15 protein-coding genes are annotated in these 15,749 nt (G+C 51.0%); 12 read left to right on the forward strand and 3 right to left on the reverse strand.

Annotated elements, in window-relative coordinates; genetic code table 11:
- Positions 1-21: 21 nt before the first annotated feature.
- A complete protein-coding gene (gene tal, locus CLC93_RS05725) occupies positions 22-975 on the reverse strand; it encodes a transaldolase (RefSeq protein WP_095504977.1) in 954 nt (317 codons plus the stop codon).
- Positions 976-1,338: 363 nt separating this feature from the next.
- Between tal and CLC93_RS05730 the strand changes: the two genes are divergently transcribed.
- Positions 1,339-2,775: an alanine/glycine:cation symporter family protein gene (locus CLC93_RS05730; RefSeq protein WP_095504978.1), complete on the forward strand. Its 1,437-nt coding sequence runs from the start codon at positions 1,339-1,341 to the stop codon at positions 2,773-2,775.
- 104 nt (positions 2,776-2,879) lie between these two features.
- Positions 2,880-3,653 (forward strand): peroxide stress protein YaaA, encoded by a 774-nt coding sequence (yaaA, locus tag CLC93_RS05735; RefSeq protein ID WP_095504979.1) that lies wholly within the window; start codon positions 2,880-2,882, stop codon positions 3,651-3,653.
- A 74-nt stretch (positions 3,654-3,727) separates the two neighbouring features.
- On the opposite strand, the gene CLC93_RS05740 is transcribed toward yaaA, so the two are convergent.
- Complete coding sequence (locus CLC93_RS05740; protein WP_095504980.1) at positions 3,728-5,131, reverse strand: M20/M25/M40 family metallo-hydrolase; 1,404 nt, start codon at positions 5,129-5,131, stop codon at positions 3,728-3,730.
- Positions 5,132-5,255: 124 nt separating this feature from the next.
- Between CLC93_RS05740 and CLC93_RS05745 the strand changes: the two genes are divergently transcribed.
- Complete coding sequence (locus CLC93_RS05745; protein WP_095504981.1) at positions 5,256-5,549, forward strand: ArsR/SmtB family transcription factor; 294 nt, start codon at positions 5,256-5,258, stop codon at positions 5,547-5,549.
- A gap of 73 nt (positions 5,550-5,622) precedes the next feature.
- On the opposite strand, the gene rpsT is transcribed toward CLC93_RS05745, so the two are convergent.
- On the reverse strand, positions 5,623-5,883 hold the full coding sequence (gene rpsT / locus CLC93_RS05750; RefSeq protein WP_095504982.1) for a 30S ribosomal protein S20: 261 nt from the start codon (positions 5,881-5,883) through the stop codon (positions 5,623-5,625).
- 256 nt (positions 5,884-6,139) lie between these two features.
- Here rpsT and murJ point away from each other — a divergent pair, with 256 nt between their 5' ends.
- The 9 genes from murJ to CLC93_RS05795 all read left to right on the forward strand — a co-directional run bounded on the left by murJ (position 6,140) and on the right by CLC93_RS05795 (position 15,748).
- The gene (gene murJ, locus CLC93_RS05755) at positions 6,140-7,693 is read left to right on the forward strand and encodes a murein biosynthesis integral membrane protein MurJ (protein WP_095504983.1); all 1,554 of its coding nucleotides are present in this window, start codon (positions 6,140-6,142) and stop codon (positions 7,691-7,693) included.
- 88 nt (positions 7,694-7,781) lie between these two features.
- Positions 7,782-8,717: a bifunctional riboflavin kinase/FAD synthetase gene (ribF, locus tag CLC93_RS05760; RefSeq protein WP_095504984.1), complete on the forward strand. Its 936-nt coding sequence runs from the start codon at positions 7,782-7,784 to the stop codon at positions 8,715-8,717.
- 31 nt (positions 8,718-8,748) lie between these two features.
- Positions 8,749-11,580 carry an isoleucine--tRNA ligase gene (gene ileS, locus CLC93_RS05765; protein WP_095505037.1) on the forward strand — a complete coding sequence of 944 codons (2,832 nt, stop codon included), beginning with the start codon at positions 8,749-8,751 and terminating at the stop codon, positions 11,578-11,580.
- 16 nt (positions 11,581-11,596) lie between these two features.
- Positions 11,597-12,118 carry a signal peptidase II gene (gene lspA / locus CLC93_RS05770; protein WP_095504985.1) on the forward strand — a complete coding sequence of 174 codons (522 nt, stop codon included), beginning with the start codon at positions 11,597-11,599 and terminating at the stop codon, positions 12,116-12,118.
- Positions 12,119-12,120: 2 nt separating this feature from the next.
- Entirely contained in the window at positions 12,121-12,528 is a 408-nt protein-coding gene (fkpB, locus tag CLC93_RS05775; RefSeq protein ID WP_095504986.1) for an FKBP-type peptidyl-prolyl cis-trans isomerase, read from the forward strand.
- The gene (ispH, locus tag CLC93_RS05780) at positions 12,528-13,466 is read left to right on the forward strand and encodes a 4-hydroxy-3-methylbut-2-enyl diphosphate reductase (RefSeq protein ID WP_095504987.1); all 939 of its coding nucleotides are present in this window, start codon (positions 12,528-12,530) and stop codon (positions 13,464-13,466) included. Before fkpB ends, ispH begins: the two co-directional genes overlap by 1 nt.
- Before the next feature lie 261 nt (positions 13,467-13,727).
- Entirely contained in the window at positions 13,728-14,312 is a 585-nt protein-coding gene (gene pilV / locus CLC93_RS05785; protein ID WP_245837099.1) for a type IV pilus modification protein PilV, read from the forward strand.
- A 1-nt stretch (position 14,313) separates the two neighbouring features.
- The gene (locus tag CLC93_RS05790; protein ID WP_095504989.1) at positions 14,314-15,300 is read left to right on the forward strand and encodes a PilW family protein; all 987 of its coding nucleotides are present in this window, start codon (positions 14,314-14,316) and stop codon (positions 15,298-15,300) included.
- A 7-nt stretch (positions 15,301-15,307) separates the two neighbouring features.
- Entirely contained in the window at positions 15,308-15,748 is a 441-nt protein-coding gene (locus CLC93_RS05795) for a PilX N-terminal domain-containing pilus assembly protein (protein ID WP_095504990.1), read from the forward strand.
- The last annotated feature ends 1 nt before the right edge of the window (position 15,749 follow it).

The following is a 15,749-nucleotide window of genomic DNA, read 5'->3' on the forward strand; positions in this document are numbered from 1 at the left end:
AATCTTGATTCGTTCTAAAGCTTAGTTAATGAAGTCGCTAAGCAGCGTTTCTAGCTTGCCCTGGTCAACAGCAAAGTTGCGAATGCCTTCGGCCAACTTCTCAACCGCCATCGGATCTTGGTTGTGCTCCCAGTAGAACTCGCTTTCGGTCAGCGGGGCAGGGGCTGGTTGTGGCTGCACATCTGAGTGTAGTTTACGGGCCACTGGCCAATCGGCATCGGCTAGCTCTTGCAGTAGGCCTGGGCCAATGGTCAGGCGATCGCAGCCTGCCAGTTCGAGAATTTCGCCAGTGTTGCGGAAGCTGGCACCCATGACTACTGTCTGGTAGCCGTGTTGCTTGTAGTAGTTGTAGATCTTAGTGACAGAAACCACACCTGGATCGGTTTCGCTACTGTAATCCTGACCTGTGTCTTTCTTGTACCAGTCCAGAATACGACCCACGAACGGCGAGATTAGGAAGACTTTGGCCTCGGCACAAGCGCGCGCTTGGGCAAAGCTAAACAATAGGGTCAGGTTGCACTGAATGCCTTCTTTCTCGAGTTGCTCGGCGGCTTTGATGCCTTGCCAGGTTGAGGCCAGTTTGATCAGAACTCGGTCTTTGCCAATACCGGCATCTTGGTACAGTTCAATCAAACGACGCGCCTTGGCAATCGAGGCTTGAGTGTCGTAGGACAAGCGGGCGTCAACTTCGGTAGAGATACGCCCAGGAATCAGTTTCAAAATCTCAACGCCAATCTCGACACTCAGCTTGTCCATGGTGTCTTCAATGATTTGCTGTGGCTGGGACGATTGTACTTTGGCCCAGGCAACAGCCTTTTCGATCAGCGGGCGGTACTCAGGAATTTGGGCAGCTTTTAGAATCAGGGAAGGGTTGGTGGTGGCGTCTTCTGGGCGGTATTGGGCAATGGCGTCAATATCGCCGGTATCGGCCACAATGGTGGTCAGCTGTTTGAGCTGTTCTAAGCTGCTGCTCATCTTGAGTTCGTCCTTTGTCTGGGAATATCGAGTTATTGGCTAATATTACAGGGGATTGCAGCCCTATTGGAACAAATAATGTACTTAACTTACCAAAAAAGCCTTCAACTGCTGGATATTGGCTCAAATAGGTGTTTTTTGTCGTAATGTTACAGATATCACTTCACGGTAATTAGGAAGCAAGCTTTGGGAATGTAACCAAGGGGTTAGCCATTGTTTGCCAGTCTGAACTCGGTCTCAAAAACCCTGTGCGTCAGCTCTGCTTTTTCGCGCTCAGTTAAAGGATGTTAGTTTAGTCCATGCTAAATTGCGCGCTGTTTGTCACTCGGGTTTTTGTCAAAAACCTAACAGCTAGGGGACCCTATGTTAGACAGTGTCATTGATTTTCTAAACGGCTTACTTTGGGGCAAGGTACTTATTTACTTGCTCGTGGGTGCTGGTCTGTTCTTCACCCTGCGTCTGGGTTTTATTCAGATGCGCTACTTCAAACACGGTTTTACTGTACTCAAGCAAAGCCAACGCAACGATGCGGGCCTGAGTTCGTTTGAGGTGTTTTGCACCTCCATGGCGGCGCGTGTTGGCACAGGCAATATGGCGGGTGTAGCGGTGGCTATTGTAGCTGGCGGTCCAGGTGCTGTGTTCTGGATGTGGCTGATTGCCGTGCTAGGTATGGCGACCTCGATGATCGAGTCGACCTTGGCTCAGGTGTACAAGGTCAAAGACGGCGAGGGCAAGTATCGCGGCGGTCCTGCCTATTACATGGAGCAGGGCTTGGGTAAACGTTGGATGGGAATACTGTTTTCCATCTGTTTGATCTTCGCCTTTGGCTTTGCCTTCAACGCAGTGCAAGCGAACACCATCACCGACGCCCTGTTTATCGCCTTTGAATTCGACAAAATGTGGGTCGCAGCGATTGTTGTAGTGCTTTGTGGTTTGGTGATCAGTGGCGGTTTGGCAAAAGTTGCTTCGGTTGCGGTGAAAGTGGTGCCTGTGATGGCCGTCGGCTATATCTTTGTGGCGCTTATCGTGGTGGCGATGAACATTAGCGAGCTGCCAGGGGTACTTCTACTGATTGTGAAAAGCGCTTTTGGCTTGCAAGAAGTGGTCACTGGTGGCGTGGCTTATACCATAGCTCAGGCCATGCAAAGCGGTATCGCTCGCGGTTTGTTCTCTAACGAAGCCGGTATGGGTAGTGCAGCCAATGTAGCGGCCAGTGCGGCGGCTAACCCAAATCATCCGGCGGCCCAAGGGTTCGTGCAGATGCTTGGCGTGTTCTTTGATACCTTGGTTATCTGTAGTGCCACAGCAGCAATCATACTGCTAACCGGTGCCCACGAGAATGCCGGCGATCTTAATGGTATCGCTCTGACTCAAATGGCACTGACTAGCGAAGTCGGCCAGTGGGGCGCTATCTTTGTCGCCATTAGCATTTTACTCTTCTGTTTTACCTCTATCATTGCTAACTACTCTTATGCGGAAACCAATGTGTTGTTCCTTTCGAAGAACAACACCAAGGTACTGTTGCCGTTTCGCGCGCTCGTGCTAGGCATGGTGCTATTTGGCTCTTTGGCGCAACTGCAAACCGTTTGGAATCTGGCGGATGTGACCATGGGCTTGATGGCCGTGGTTAATATTGTGGCCATTCTGCTGCTATCTGGCTTGGCGGTTCGAGTCATTCGCGATTACAAGCAACAGCTGGCCAAGGGCCAAGAGCCTAGCTTTGACCCCACCCAATTCGACGAACTCAAAGGCAGTTCCGTGGAGCAGGTTTGGCCGAGCGAGGAAGGTAAAAAAGCTTGATTCGATTCTCTCGATAACCAGGTTCAAAAAAACCACGGCGTGAAGTCGTGGTTTTTTTATGGCCTAAGGCTATCATAGGCACAAAGCCCAAACAGAGAACAACAATGCTAGCCCTGATATCGCCCGCGAAAACCTTGGATTTCGAAACTGCGCCAATCACTGCCACTCATAGTCAGCCTCAACTTTTAGAGCAAGCCGAAGCGCTGATGCCGATTTGTCGTGCCCTAACGCCAGCGGACTTATCGCAATTGATGAAAATCAGCGACAAGCTAGCGGGACTCAATGCAGCCCGGTTCGGCGAGTGGCAACCACCCTTTAGCTTGGACAACGCCAAGCAAGCGCTGCTGGCCTTTAAAGGCGACGTATACACAGGGTTGGATGCAGAGACCTTGAGTCAAGCGCAATTGGAATACGCTCAGGAGCATCTGCGCATTCTGTCGGGATTGTACGGTTTGCTGCGCCCGTTGGACTTAATGCAAGCCTACCGCTTGGAGATGGGGACTCGTTTGGCCAACCCTCGCGGCAAAGACCTGTATGCTTTTTGGGGCGAACGCATCACAGACCTGTTGAACCAAACCCTCGCGACTCAAGCTGACGCTGTGCTGGTGAACCTGGCGTCCAACGAATACTTTAAAGCGGTTAAAGCCAAGCAGGTGAATGCGCGCATTATTACTCCTGTGTTTAAAGACATGAGCAAAGGCCAGTACAAAATCATCAGCTTCTACGCCAAAAAGGCGCGCGGCTTAATGGTTCGCTTTATGATTGAAACAAAGGCGAAAACTCCAGAAGACTTGAGGGCTTTTGATTACGAGGGCTATCGCTATAGCGAAGAGCTGTCTAAGCCTGACCAACCGGTATTTTTGCGCGACCCTGTGTAGCACTGGCTCTTACAAAATCCCATCAATAGAAAGGCCCGAGCATTGCTCGGGCCTTTTGGATTTAGATAACTGAATTATTCTTTTGGCGGGATAGGGCGCAGTGGCGTGTCTACCGCCGCGGCCAAAATCGCAAAAGTGACCCAAGCGGCGGTGTTTTGCTTCATCTTCACCGGGTCAATCTTATCTAGAGTGTCGTTTGGCGTGTGGTGATAATCGAAGTAATCGCTGCCGTCTTGCTGCAGAGATACCACAGGCACGCCGTAGTTAGGCAGCATAGACACATCCGGTCCACCACTCGCTTCGTTGTGGCCGCGCTCAATACCTAGTGGGGCTAGCGCGTCAGCGATCTTTTGCATGGCCGGTAAGGCACTGTCGTTGACGCGAGTGTCAAAACGCCAGATGTAGCCAGCACCAAAGTCAGACTCTAGTGCGAACTTGTGCTTGTCCAACTCGGCTTTATGGGCTTCAACATAAGCTTTGGCGCCAATCAGACCAATTTCTTCGGCAGCGTAAAGCACCACGCGCAGAGTGCGCTTCGGCTGAATGCCACTTTTCTTAATAATAGCGCCGGTAGCCATCACAATACCCATGCCAGCGCCATCATCCAGTGCGCCAGTGCCCTCGTCCCAGGAGTCGTGGTGAGCGCCTAGCAATACGATTTCATCTGGATACTGGCTGCCAGTGATCTCACCAATCACGTTGTAGCTGGTGCCTTCGCCTTTGTGGGCCGGGGTCATGTGCAGCTTAATTTTTACTGGAAGGTCGCGTTTTAGCATGGCGTTAACCAACTCCGCATCCGGTACAGACATGGCCGCCGCTGGAATGCGCACCACATCATCGGCATAGCGCATCATGCCGGTGTGAGCAAAACGGTCGCTATCGGTACCAATTGAGCGAATCACTACCGCAACCGCGCCTTTTTTAGCCGACTCCACTGCGCCTTTGGAGCGAGCTCCGACGACTTTGCCATAGCCTTTGCCTGTGCGGTGACGCTCGGTAATCGGGTCGATAAATACGATTTTACCTTCGATCTCAGCCGCGCTGGCTTGCTCCACTTGTTCGATGGAGTCAAAGCGAACGATCTCCGCTTCAATGCCTTCTTTTGGGGTGGCAACACTACCACCCAGGGCTGTCACTACTATGTTTTGTGGGAAAGGTGCGGTAATCGATGCTTTGGCATCGCCGCGCTTCCATACTGGAATCGTCACGGGCTCGCGGTACACCTTATCAAAGCCCAAGCGTTTTAGCTGCTTCTCCGACCACTCTACGGTTTTGATATCGGCCACCGTGCCAGGGAGGCGCGGACCAATCTCTACCGTCAGCGATTCAACAAGTTGATAACTTAAATCGCTATTTAGCGCTTGCTGTTGTAGCGCTTTGACCTGAGCGGGCGTGGGGTTTTGCTGTGTGGCGAAGGTTGTTGCGCTAAAGGTTAAGAGTAAGAAGAATGTTAGGGTTTTATTTATGTGATATTGCATGGAGTTCCTTTCATTTTTGTAATGCTCATCTCAAAAGCGGAATAGTTATGCCTAATTGTTGTAGATTGTTTTGATATTTGAATTTATATTACTACAGGGTTTACTGTAGGAGTAATAACTTATAATGATAAATGAAACTCAACAGCAGCAACCGGATAATGCTGTCGTACTACTTAAAGCAATGGCCAATGAGCGCCGTTTGTCGATTCTATCTTATTTGCTTAGCAAAGAAGAGATGTGCGTTGGGGAGATGAACGAGAAACTGGGTCTAAGCCAGTCCGCTCTTTCTCAGCACTTAGCCTGGTTGCGCAAAGATGAACTTGTTGGTACCCGCAAGGAAGCACAAACCGTGTACTACTCACTAAAAAGCGAAAAAGTACGCGAAATGATGGGCCTTTTGAATCGTCTTTATAACTAAGTTGATTTTCAGGCATTAAAAAACCGGCATTTGCCGGTTTTTTTTTTGCTTTTAACTCAGGCTGAAATTGAAATTACAGCGCTTTAATTTGAGCGTTCAAGCGTGACTTATGACGAGCGGCTTTGTTCTTGTGAATAAGGCCTTTGGTCGCCATGCGGTCAAGAATTGGTTGTGCAGCAGCAAATGCTTCAGTAGCAGCCGCTTTGTCGCCAGCTTCAATAGCAGCGATAACTTTTTTGATGTAAGTGCGCATCATTGACTTACGAGCAGCGTTGTGTTGACGACGCTTTTCCGCTTGCAGAGCGCGTTTTTTTGCAGACTTGATGTTAGCCAAGGTGCAACTCCTAAAAACGTTATGAGATACAGTAAAGGCCGGGGATTTTCCAAGATTAGACCCTTGATGTCAAGGTAAATGGATAATTTCCCGCCAGACCATCGATAACCAGAGACACGGTTTAGCGTTTTCAGGCCAAACTGGTTTAAGATGTGCAGCAATTCTAGCAGTAAAGTACCGCAACCGTAAGCAACGACTGTCGATTTTTTCGTGCGGTTGCGCAAACTCTCGAACAAACCAAGGAAAAGCGATCCCAGTGGCAAAAAAATTAGTGCGCTCTGGCGTGATTGTGAGCGCCATGACTCTGATCTCGCGGGTATTGGGTTTAGTACGTGATGTGGTGATTGCCAACCTGATGGGGGCGGGCAATGGCGCCGATGTCTTCTTTTTAGCCAATAAAATCCCTAATTTTTTGCGTCGATTGTTTGCCGAAGGCGCTTTTGCGCAAGCCTTTGTTCCTGTGCTGAGCGAGTATCAGCAGCAAAAGCCTGACCAAGTGAAGAGTTTGCTGGCGGCAGTTGGCGGCAGTTTGGGCATGTTGGTGAGCTTGGTAACAGCCATCGGGGTTATTGGCTCTCCTGTGGTAATTGCCATTTTTGCCAATGGTTGGTTTATCGAATACTGGAACGGTGGACCGCAAGGGGCTAAGTACGAGCTGGCATCCTTGATGCTAAAAATCACTTTCCCTTATTTGTGGTTCATTACCTTTACTGCACTCTCAGGCGCTATTCTCAACACCCTAGGACGATTTGCGGTCTCAGCCTTCACCCCAGTGTTCCTGAATGTCGCCATTATTGCGGCGGCTTTGTGGATCTCGCCACAGCTGCAACAGCCAGAAATTGGCTTGGCCATCGGTGTATTTTTGGGTGGTCTGATTCAGTTCTTGTTTCAAATTCCGTTTTTGGCTAAAGCGGGCCTTCTGGTGAAACCCAAGGTGAACTTCGCTCACCCAGGTGTGCAGAAAATTCGCAAACTTATGATCCCCGCGCTATTTGGAGTGAGTGTTAGCCAAATCAATCTGTTGTTCGATACAGTCATCGCCAGTTTCTTAATGGCTGGTAGTATTAGTTGGCTGTATTACTCGGACCGTTTGCTGGAGTTTCCGCTCGGCTTGTTTGGGATTGCTATCGCCACAGTAATTTTGCCGGCGCTCAGTAAAGACCACGCCAGTCAGGATCCGGCCACTTTCAAGAAAACCATGGACTGGGGCGTGCGCATGGTGTGCTTGCTAGGTATGCCAGCGATGGCCGGTCTGATATTGCTCGCTCAGCCGATGCTGATGGTACTCTTTATGCGCGGTGCCTTTTCACTCGAGGACAGCGCCATGGCCTCATACAGTTTGATGGCCTACGGCAGCGGGTTGCTTAGCTTTATGTTGGTAAAAGTACTGGCACCGGGTTACTACGCCCGCCAAGACACCAAAACCCCAGTTCGCTTTGGCATTATTGCCATGGTGTCGAACATGGTGTTTAACGTCATTTTCGCCATTCCCTTTGGCTATGTGGGCTTGGCCATTGCCACGTCTTTATCGGCCCTGCTCAACGCCAGTCTTCTGTACTTTGGTTTGCACCGCCAAGGAGTGTACGCCATGTCCAAAGCCAATCTGGTGTTCTTGGCAAAGTTAGCGCTGGCCACTGCCGCTATGATCGCTGTGGTGATTAGTCTAAATCCGTCGATAGCCCAGTGGGCTGAGATGGCCTTGAGCGAGCGCGTTTTCACCCTATTTGGGATTATTGGTGTGGCCGCGGTGAGCTATTTATTTGGCCTGTTACTGCTCGGTGTGCGTCGAAACCAGCTAAAAGCACAATAGAATCTTTTCAAAGCCTTATATTGGCTGCTGATTATCTCAGTGCGCTGAGGTATAATTCGCCAGTTTTTCTAAAGCCATTTAAGTCGTAATGGAACTAATACGCGGAATTCATAATGTACGCCCTGAACACAAGGGCTGTGTACTGACCATAGGAAACTTCGATGGGGTCCATCGAGGTCATGCGCAAGTGATCGCGCAAGCGGTGGCCAAAGCCGAGGGGTTAAGCCTGCCAGCGGTTGCCATGACCTTTGAGCCACAGGCTCAAGAGTTCTTTCGCAAGGAAGGCGCGCCGCCGCGAATTAGCTTACTGCGCGACAAGTTAGCCTTGCTCAGTGAGCTGCAAATCGACCGCTTGCTGTGCGTCGCTTTTAACAGCAAGTTCGCCCAAATGAGCGCCGAAGACTTTATCCAGAATCTACTGGTGGACAAACTCGGGGTTCGTTACTTGATCGTGGGTGACGATTTTCGCTTTGGCAAAAATCGCGTGGGTGACTTTGAGATGCTGCGCGAGTTCGGCGAAAAGTTGGGCTTTGCCGTGGTTAGCACCCAATCTTTTTGTGTGGCGGATAAGCGGGTTAGCTCGACCTTGGTGCGTGAAGCACTGGCGGCAGGTAATCTCGAACAGGCCCGGCGCCTGTTGGGGCACCCGTTTATGATCACAGGGCGAGTGGCGCACGGCGATAAAATTGGACGTACTTTGGGTTTCCCAACGGCCAATGTGGCGCTTAAACGCAAAGTCTCGCCAGTACGCGGAGTGTTTGCGGTCAGCGTGCGTTGGGCGGACAGCGAGACCTACCAAGGTGTGGCTAACATAGGATTTCGACCTACCATTAATGGCCAGCGTTGCCAGTTGGAGGTGCACTTGTTCGACTTCGAGGGAGACTTGTACGGCAAGACTCTCGAAGTGGAATTGGTGGCAAAAATACGCGATGAACAACCCTTTAAGTCCCTTGATGGCTTAAAGCAACAAATTCAAGAAGATGTGAATAAGGCGCAGGCATTACTTAATGCCGACGCCGGATGAACCCAGTCTTTATACTCTGGTACCTGTAAAAATGACGACAGATTACAAATCGACCCTTAACCTTCCGGAAACTGAGTTTCCGATGCGTGGCAACCTAGCCCAACGCGAGCCAAAAATGTTGGCTAGCTGGGAAGAGCAAGGCCTATATCAGAAAATTCGCGACAGCCGTGCTGGACGCGATATGTTCATTCTGCACGATGGCCCTCCGTACGCGAACGGCAATATTCACATCGGCCACTCGGTTAATAAGATTCTAAAAGACATCATTATCAAGTCTAAGACTCTGTCGGGTTTCGACGCGCCTTACATTCCTGGTTGGGATTGTCACGGCCTGCCAATCGAACTCAAAGTTGAGCAAAAAGTGGGTAAGCCTGGTCACAAGGTCTCAGCCGCTGAGTTTCGTCAGAAGTGTCGCGAGTACGCCGCCAAGCAAGTGGACGGCCAGCGCGAAGACTTTAAGCGCTTGGGCGTATTAGGTGAGTGGGATAAGCCATACCTGACCATGGACTTTGATACCGAAGCCAACATTGTTCGCGCATTGGCGAAAATCATCGACAACGGTCACCTGCACAAGGGCGTGAAGCCAGTGCACTGGTGCACCGATTGTGGTTCAGCCCTGGCTGAAGCCGAAGTCGAGTACGAAGACAAAACTTCGCCAGCCATCGACGTGCGCTTTAAAGCAGTGGATGAGCAAGAGGTAGCAGGCCTGTTTGACTGTCCTGAAGGGCACCAAGGTCAAGGCGCTATCTCTATGGTTATCTGGACCACCACCCCGTGGACCCTACCGGCTAACCGCGCGCTTTCGGTTCACCCTAAGCTGACTTACAACCTGATTCAGGTGGAAGGCGACAACCCAGAGCGCTTGATTCTGGCCGCTGACTTGATGACCGACTGCTTGGACCGCTTCGGTGTTGAGCGCTACCACGTATTGGGCAGCGCCAGTGGCGAACAGCTAGAGCACAAACGCTTCAACCACCCATTCTACGCCTTTGACGTACCAGCGATCTTAGGCGATCACGTGACTACCGACTCAGGTACCGGCATAGTGCACACCGCCCCTGGTCACGGTCAGGACGACTACGTGGTTGGCCTTAAGTACGGTCTTGAAGTGGCTAACCCTGTGGGTGATAACGGTGTGTATAAAGCAGACACTGAGTTGTTTGCTGGCCAGCACGTATTCAAAGCGAACGCCTCTGTGGTTGAGGTGCTAAAAGAGCACGGAGCGCTACTGCACCATCACGCTTATCAGCACTCCTACCCACACTGCTGGCGTCACAAGACCCCAATTATCTTCCGCGCCACTCCGCAGTGGTTTGTGTCTATGGACAAAGCCGGCTTGCGTGAACAGTCACTAAAAGAAATCGATGCCACTCAGTGGATCCCAGATTGGGGCCAAAGCCGCATCGAGAAAATGGTAGAAAACCGCCCAGACTGGTGTATCTCGCGCCAGCGCACTTGGGGTGTACCGATTACTTTGTTCGTCAACAAAGAAACCGAAGCCCTGCATCCAAACTCGGTGGCGCTTATGGAGCAAGTGGCTCAGCGCATCGAGAAAGAAGGCATTCAAGCTTGGTGGGATCTGGACGCTGCTGAGTTGCTAGGCGACGAAGCCGAGCAGTACCGCAAAGTCACCGACACTCTGGACGTTTGGTTTGACTCAGGCTCTACCTGTTCATCAGTGGTTGGTGCCCGCCCTGAGTATCACGGCAAGCGCGCTGACTTGTACCTAGAAGGTTCAGACCAACACCGCGGTTGGTTTAACTCAAGCTTGATGATCTCAACCGCTGTGACCGGCAAAGCGCCCTACTCGCAAGTACTGACCCACGGTTTCACCGTTGACGGTCAAGGTCGCAAGATGTCCAAGTCGCTGGGTAACGTGGTTAGCCCACAAGAAGTGAACAACAAGCTAGGCGCTGACATTTTGCGTCTGTGGGTTGCGGCTACTGACTACAGTGGCGAGATGACGGTTTCTGACGAAATTCTAAAGCGCTCCGCTGACTCTTATCGTCGTATTCGTAACACCGCCCGTTTCTTGCTGGCCAACCTAAATGGCTTCGACCCGAAAGCCCACAGTGTGGCGCCAAAAGACATGGTGGCACTGGATCGCTGGGCGGTGCGTCGTGCGGCAGCCATTCAAGAAGAAATCTTGGCGGCTTACGAGAGCTACAACTTCCACTTGGTAACCCAAAAGCTGATGCAGTTCTGCTCGGTTGAGCTAGGTAGCTTCTACTTAGACATCATTAAAGACCGTCAGTACACCGCCAAAGCCGACAGCCACGCCCGTCGTAGCTGTCAGTCCGCGCTGTACTTGATTTGTGAAGCTCTGGTTCGCTGGATTGCACCAATCGCCAGCTTCACTGCGGACGAGATTTGGAATCAAATGCCAGGTGATCGCGAGCAGTATGTGTTCACTCAAGAGTGGTACCAAGGCCTTGAGTCTGTAACTTTGGATGACGACATTTCTGATGAGAGCTGGGATCAGCTGATCGCCATTCGCACCGAAGTGAACAAGGCCATCGAGCAAGCCCGTCGCGAACAAAACATGAAGGGTAGCCTGCAGGCTTACGCCACTTTGTACGCCGATGAGAAAGTCGCCGAGCAATTGGCAGTTGTCGGCAATGAACTGCGTTTCGTATTGCTGACCTCAAAAGCAGCGGTTCAACCGTTGGGCAACGCCATTGACGCGGCCCAAGACACCGAGATTGACGGTTTGAAAGTGGCTATCGTGCAGGCCTCGGCACCTAAGTGTGACCGTTGCTGGCATCACAGTGATGACGTTGGCCAAATCGAAGCTCATCCGACCCTGTGTGGCCGTTGTGTCACTAATGTCGATGGTGACGGCGAAGTGCGCCAGTTTGCTTAAGGAGTCGTAACAGTTAATGGACTATCCAAAACCTAACCAATGGCAGCAAAGTGGGCTGCCCTGGTTGTGGGTGGCTTTGGTGATGCTGGGCTTAGACCAGCTCACCAAGTACTTGGTGCTGCAAAATTTCAGCCTGCACCAAGTCGAAGCCATTCTGCCTGTATTTAATCTGACTTATGTGCGCAACTATGGCGCGGCGTTTAGCTTCTTGCACGACGCTGGTGGCTGGCAGCGCTGGTTCTTTACCGCGTTGGCGGTCGGCGTTAGTCTGTTGCTTAGCTGGTGGCTGCGCAATCAGCCCAAAGCACTGTGGCGTTTGAATCTGTGTTACGCCCTGATCATTGGCGGCGCGATTGGCAACTTGATCGATCGTTTAGTGCACGGCTACGTAGTAGATTTTCTCGACTTTTATTGGGGCACTGCTCACTTCCCAGCCTTTAACGTCGCCGATATGGCGATTAGCGTTGGCGCTGGTTTGTTGATTCTAGAAGCGTTTTGGCCCCAAAAGCTGCCTGGTTATCAGGCCAATCAGGAGTAAGTATGCGTTCACTTCTGTGTCACATGACACTACTGCTGGAAGACGGTTCCACTGCCGACAGCACACAAGCCAGCGGTAAACCCGCTAAGCTGGTTATTGGGGATGAGAGTTTGAGTCCAGCGTTTGAAGCCGAAATTCAATCATTAGCCGCGGGTGATAAGCACAGCTTTACCCTAGCGGCGGCCGATGCCTTTGGTGAGTCGAACCCAGACAATGTGCATCACGTTGAACGCAGCCGCTTTCAAGACGTAACGCCAGAAGTGGGCGCGATTATCGGCTTCTCAAGCCCTGCCGGCGAAATGCCAGGCATTATTCGCGAAGTGACCGGCGACTCAGTGACAGTGGACTTTAACCATCCGCTGGCGGGTCATGAGATTACCTTTGAGTTAGAAGTATTGGAGGTGGCGTAATGGAAAAGAATCAGATTCTGTTAGCTAACCCTCGTGGATTCTGCGCCGGTGTGGATCGCGCCATCTCGATTGTTGAGCGAGCGCTTGAGTTGTTTGAGCCGCCGATTTATGTGCGCCACGAAGTAGTTCACAATCGCTACGTGGTAGAGAACCTCAAGCAGCGCGGTGCGATTTTCGTCGAAGAGCTGCACCAAGTGCCGGATGATTCCATCGTTATCTTTAGTGCGCACGGCGTATCTCAAGCGGTGCGCGCCGAAGCTAAAGCCCGCCAGTTAAAGGTGTTTGATGCCACTTGTCCTTTGGTGACCAAGGTTCACCTGCAAGTGACCCGCGCTAGCCGCAAAGGCCATGAGTGTGTCTTGATTGGTCACGCTGGTCACCCTGAGGTGGAAGGCACCATGGGGCAATACTCTAACGCCGATGGCGCCATCTACTTGGTGGAATCGCCAGAGTGCGTGGAGAAGCTGAAAGTTAAAGACCCGGATAATTTGGTGTTCGTGACTCAGACGACTTTGTCGGTCGACGACACCATTGAGATCATCGAATCCCTCAAGGCCAAGTTCCCTGCAATTGTAGGGCCGCGCAAAGACGACATTTGTTACGCCACTCAAAATCGTCAAGACGCGGTGCGTAACATGGCATCTAAAGTCGACATTTTGATTGTGGTGGGTTCGCGCAACTCGTCAAATTCCAATCGCCTCAAAGAGCTAGCGCTTAAGTTTGGCACCGACTCCCATTTGGTGGACGATGTGAGCCAATTGAAAGACGATTGGTTTGATGGCCGCAGCAAAGTTGGTGTGACCGCAGGTGCGTCAGCACCAGAGGTTTTGGTACAGCAAGTGATTAGCGCTATTAGCCAAAAGAACGATTCAGAAGTGATCGAGCTCTCAGGACGAGAAGAAGACACGGTATTTGCTGTACCAGCTGAACTTCAATAGTTAGATATTTCTTTCAAACTAAAGCCATTCGACAGGTTTTCATACTGTTGAGTGGCTTTTTTTATGTCTTTTCGTCGGAAACTCGCCAAGTGTCAAAAACAATACTATTAACTCTTGAGTAAATAGGTCGTAAACTGAGAGTTAAGATGCTGGCGAGATCTGAGCTATTCCACTAGTATCAGTAGAATAATGGTCAAAAAATAGACCAAAACAAAGGGAATAACAAGCAATCGACGCAGGATGCGTAATTTGGGGAATAAAGTGAACAAGCCAAGGCCTTCGGCAAAAGGATTTAGTTTGGTGGAAGTGCTGGTAACCCTCATCATTTTGGTGGTGGGGTTGCTCGGCGTGTTTACTCTGCACTCGGTCGCCAAGCGCACCAACTTCGAGGCCTACCAATACACTCAAGCCACCTATCTGGCCAACGACCTTATCAATCGCATGCGCCTCAACCGAGGCGAGCTCGCTCAATACGCTGGAACCTACACAGGTAACCTGTCAGTGCCATCGACCGTATGCGAATCGGGCACCGCCACTGTAACTTGCGATGACAGCGAGATGCGCAGTTGGGATCTGTACGACTGGGAACAACTGATGATGGGCGCGAGTGTGACAGAAGGCGGAGCTAAGTTGTCTGCACTGACATCACCCACGGCTTGTGTCGGTGTGCAGGCCAGTGGAGATGTCACTGTCGTGATTAGCTGGCAAGGCATGAGCGAGACCGAGGACGAGGCCAAGAGCGAAGAAGATGATGCCGCAGCGACGGCGACTGATACCTTGATTTCAGATTGCGGTACGGCAGGGAAAAAGCGCCGTCACGTAGTAATTGCTTCGGTGGTGATGTGATATGGCAGCATTGAAACGACAAAAGGGTCTGACACTGGTTGAACTTATGGTTGCCATGTTGATGGCGCTGTTTTTAAGTGCCGGCCTTTTCACCATGTTTAGCATGTCAGCGCGCAATGTGACCTCTACCGGGCAGTTTGCCGAGCTTCAAGAAAACGCACGAATGGCCTTGGCAATCATGGCCAAGGACATAGGTCAAACTGGCTTTATGGCGGATTTGAATGGTGTGAGTTTGGTTAAGGGCAATAATGCTTTTAATTTCAACACCTCTATTGCTACCGATTGTGTTGGCGGCGGGCTAAACAACGCCAGCTTCCCCAACAACCAACCTGCGCACTTTCGAATGATTTGGGGCTACCGAGTCAATGCTTCAACTGAAACTGTCAGCTGTATTGAAGACGCCTTGAATGGCTCTGATGTCATTCAGATCAAGCGCTTAGTCGGGCCTGATGTGGAACCGACTAATTTACTCGACAATCGTTTTTACTTTTTGGCCAACTTTAACCGCGGTGTGTTTTTTAGGAAAGAAGACCTATCCAGTCTACCTGTGGTTCCTGATGCTCGCTATTGGCAGTACCAACACCACGTCTACTACATAGAAAACGACACTCGCAATGGCCTGACTATTCCTGTATTGAAACGCCGCAGCTTAACCACGTCTGGCATGGTTGAAGAGCCTTACGTGGATGGCGTTGAGGACATGCAGATTTTATACGGTATCGACAGCGACGGCGATGGAACTGCCGATGGCTACACCACCGCTGCCAATATCGATAATCGTTTGTGGGACAACCAAGACTTTCAACGGATTGTGGCGATAAAAATTCAATTATTGTTGCGCGCACTAAAAGAAGATAGCGAGTTTGATAGCAGCACCTTCAGTTATCAACTCGGTCAGAAAACCGCGCGCAAGTTTAACGATGGCTATCGTCGCCAAGTGCTTTCAACCACAGTGCTGTTGGAAAATCCAACCTTGCTGAATCAATAGGTGCGCTATGAAACATCAACAGGGAATCGTTCTCTTTTTTGCACTGGTGGTATTGCTAGTGCTAACAGTGATAGGCACATCGCTGGCGGTTAGCGCAGGCTTTTCTGCGCGTATGGCGTCAACCAGCGCAGAGCGGGTGGAAGCCTTTCACATGATTAACGGCGCCCAGCTCAGACTGATTGAAGATGAAGCTTCCCGCGCCGGTGATAGTCGATTTGTCACAGTAACCGGTACCGACCAAGTAACCGATGCCTCACTGAATGTGAATAGCGATATCGAATTTAACATAGAAACCGGATGTCGACGCTCTAGCACGGCTTCCAGCGCTTCACTATTTGGTTGTCGTCACTTGGACGTCACCAGCCGAACGACCTTTGGGCGTAACAATCGCGGTAATGTCGCGGTTGTGTCAGCGGTGGAACAGCCCGTGTTTAACATTGGAGGTTAGT

The sequence above is a fragment of the Paraferrimonas sedimenticola genome (assembly GCF_002282855.1).
Lineage (GTDB): Bacteria > Pseudomonadota > Gammaproteobacteria > Enterobacterales > Shewanellaceae > Paraferrimonas > Paraferrimonas sedimenticola.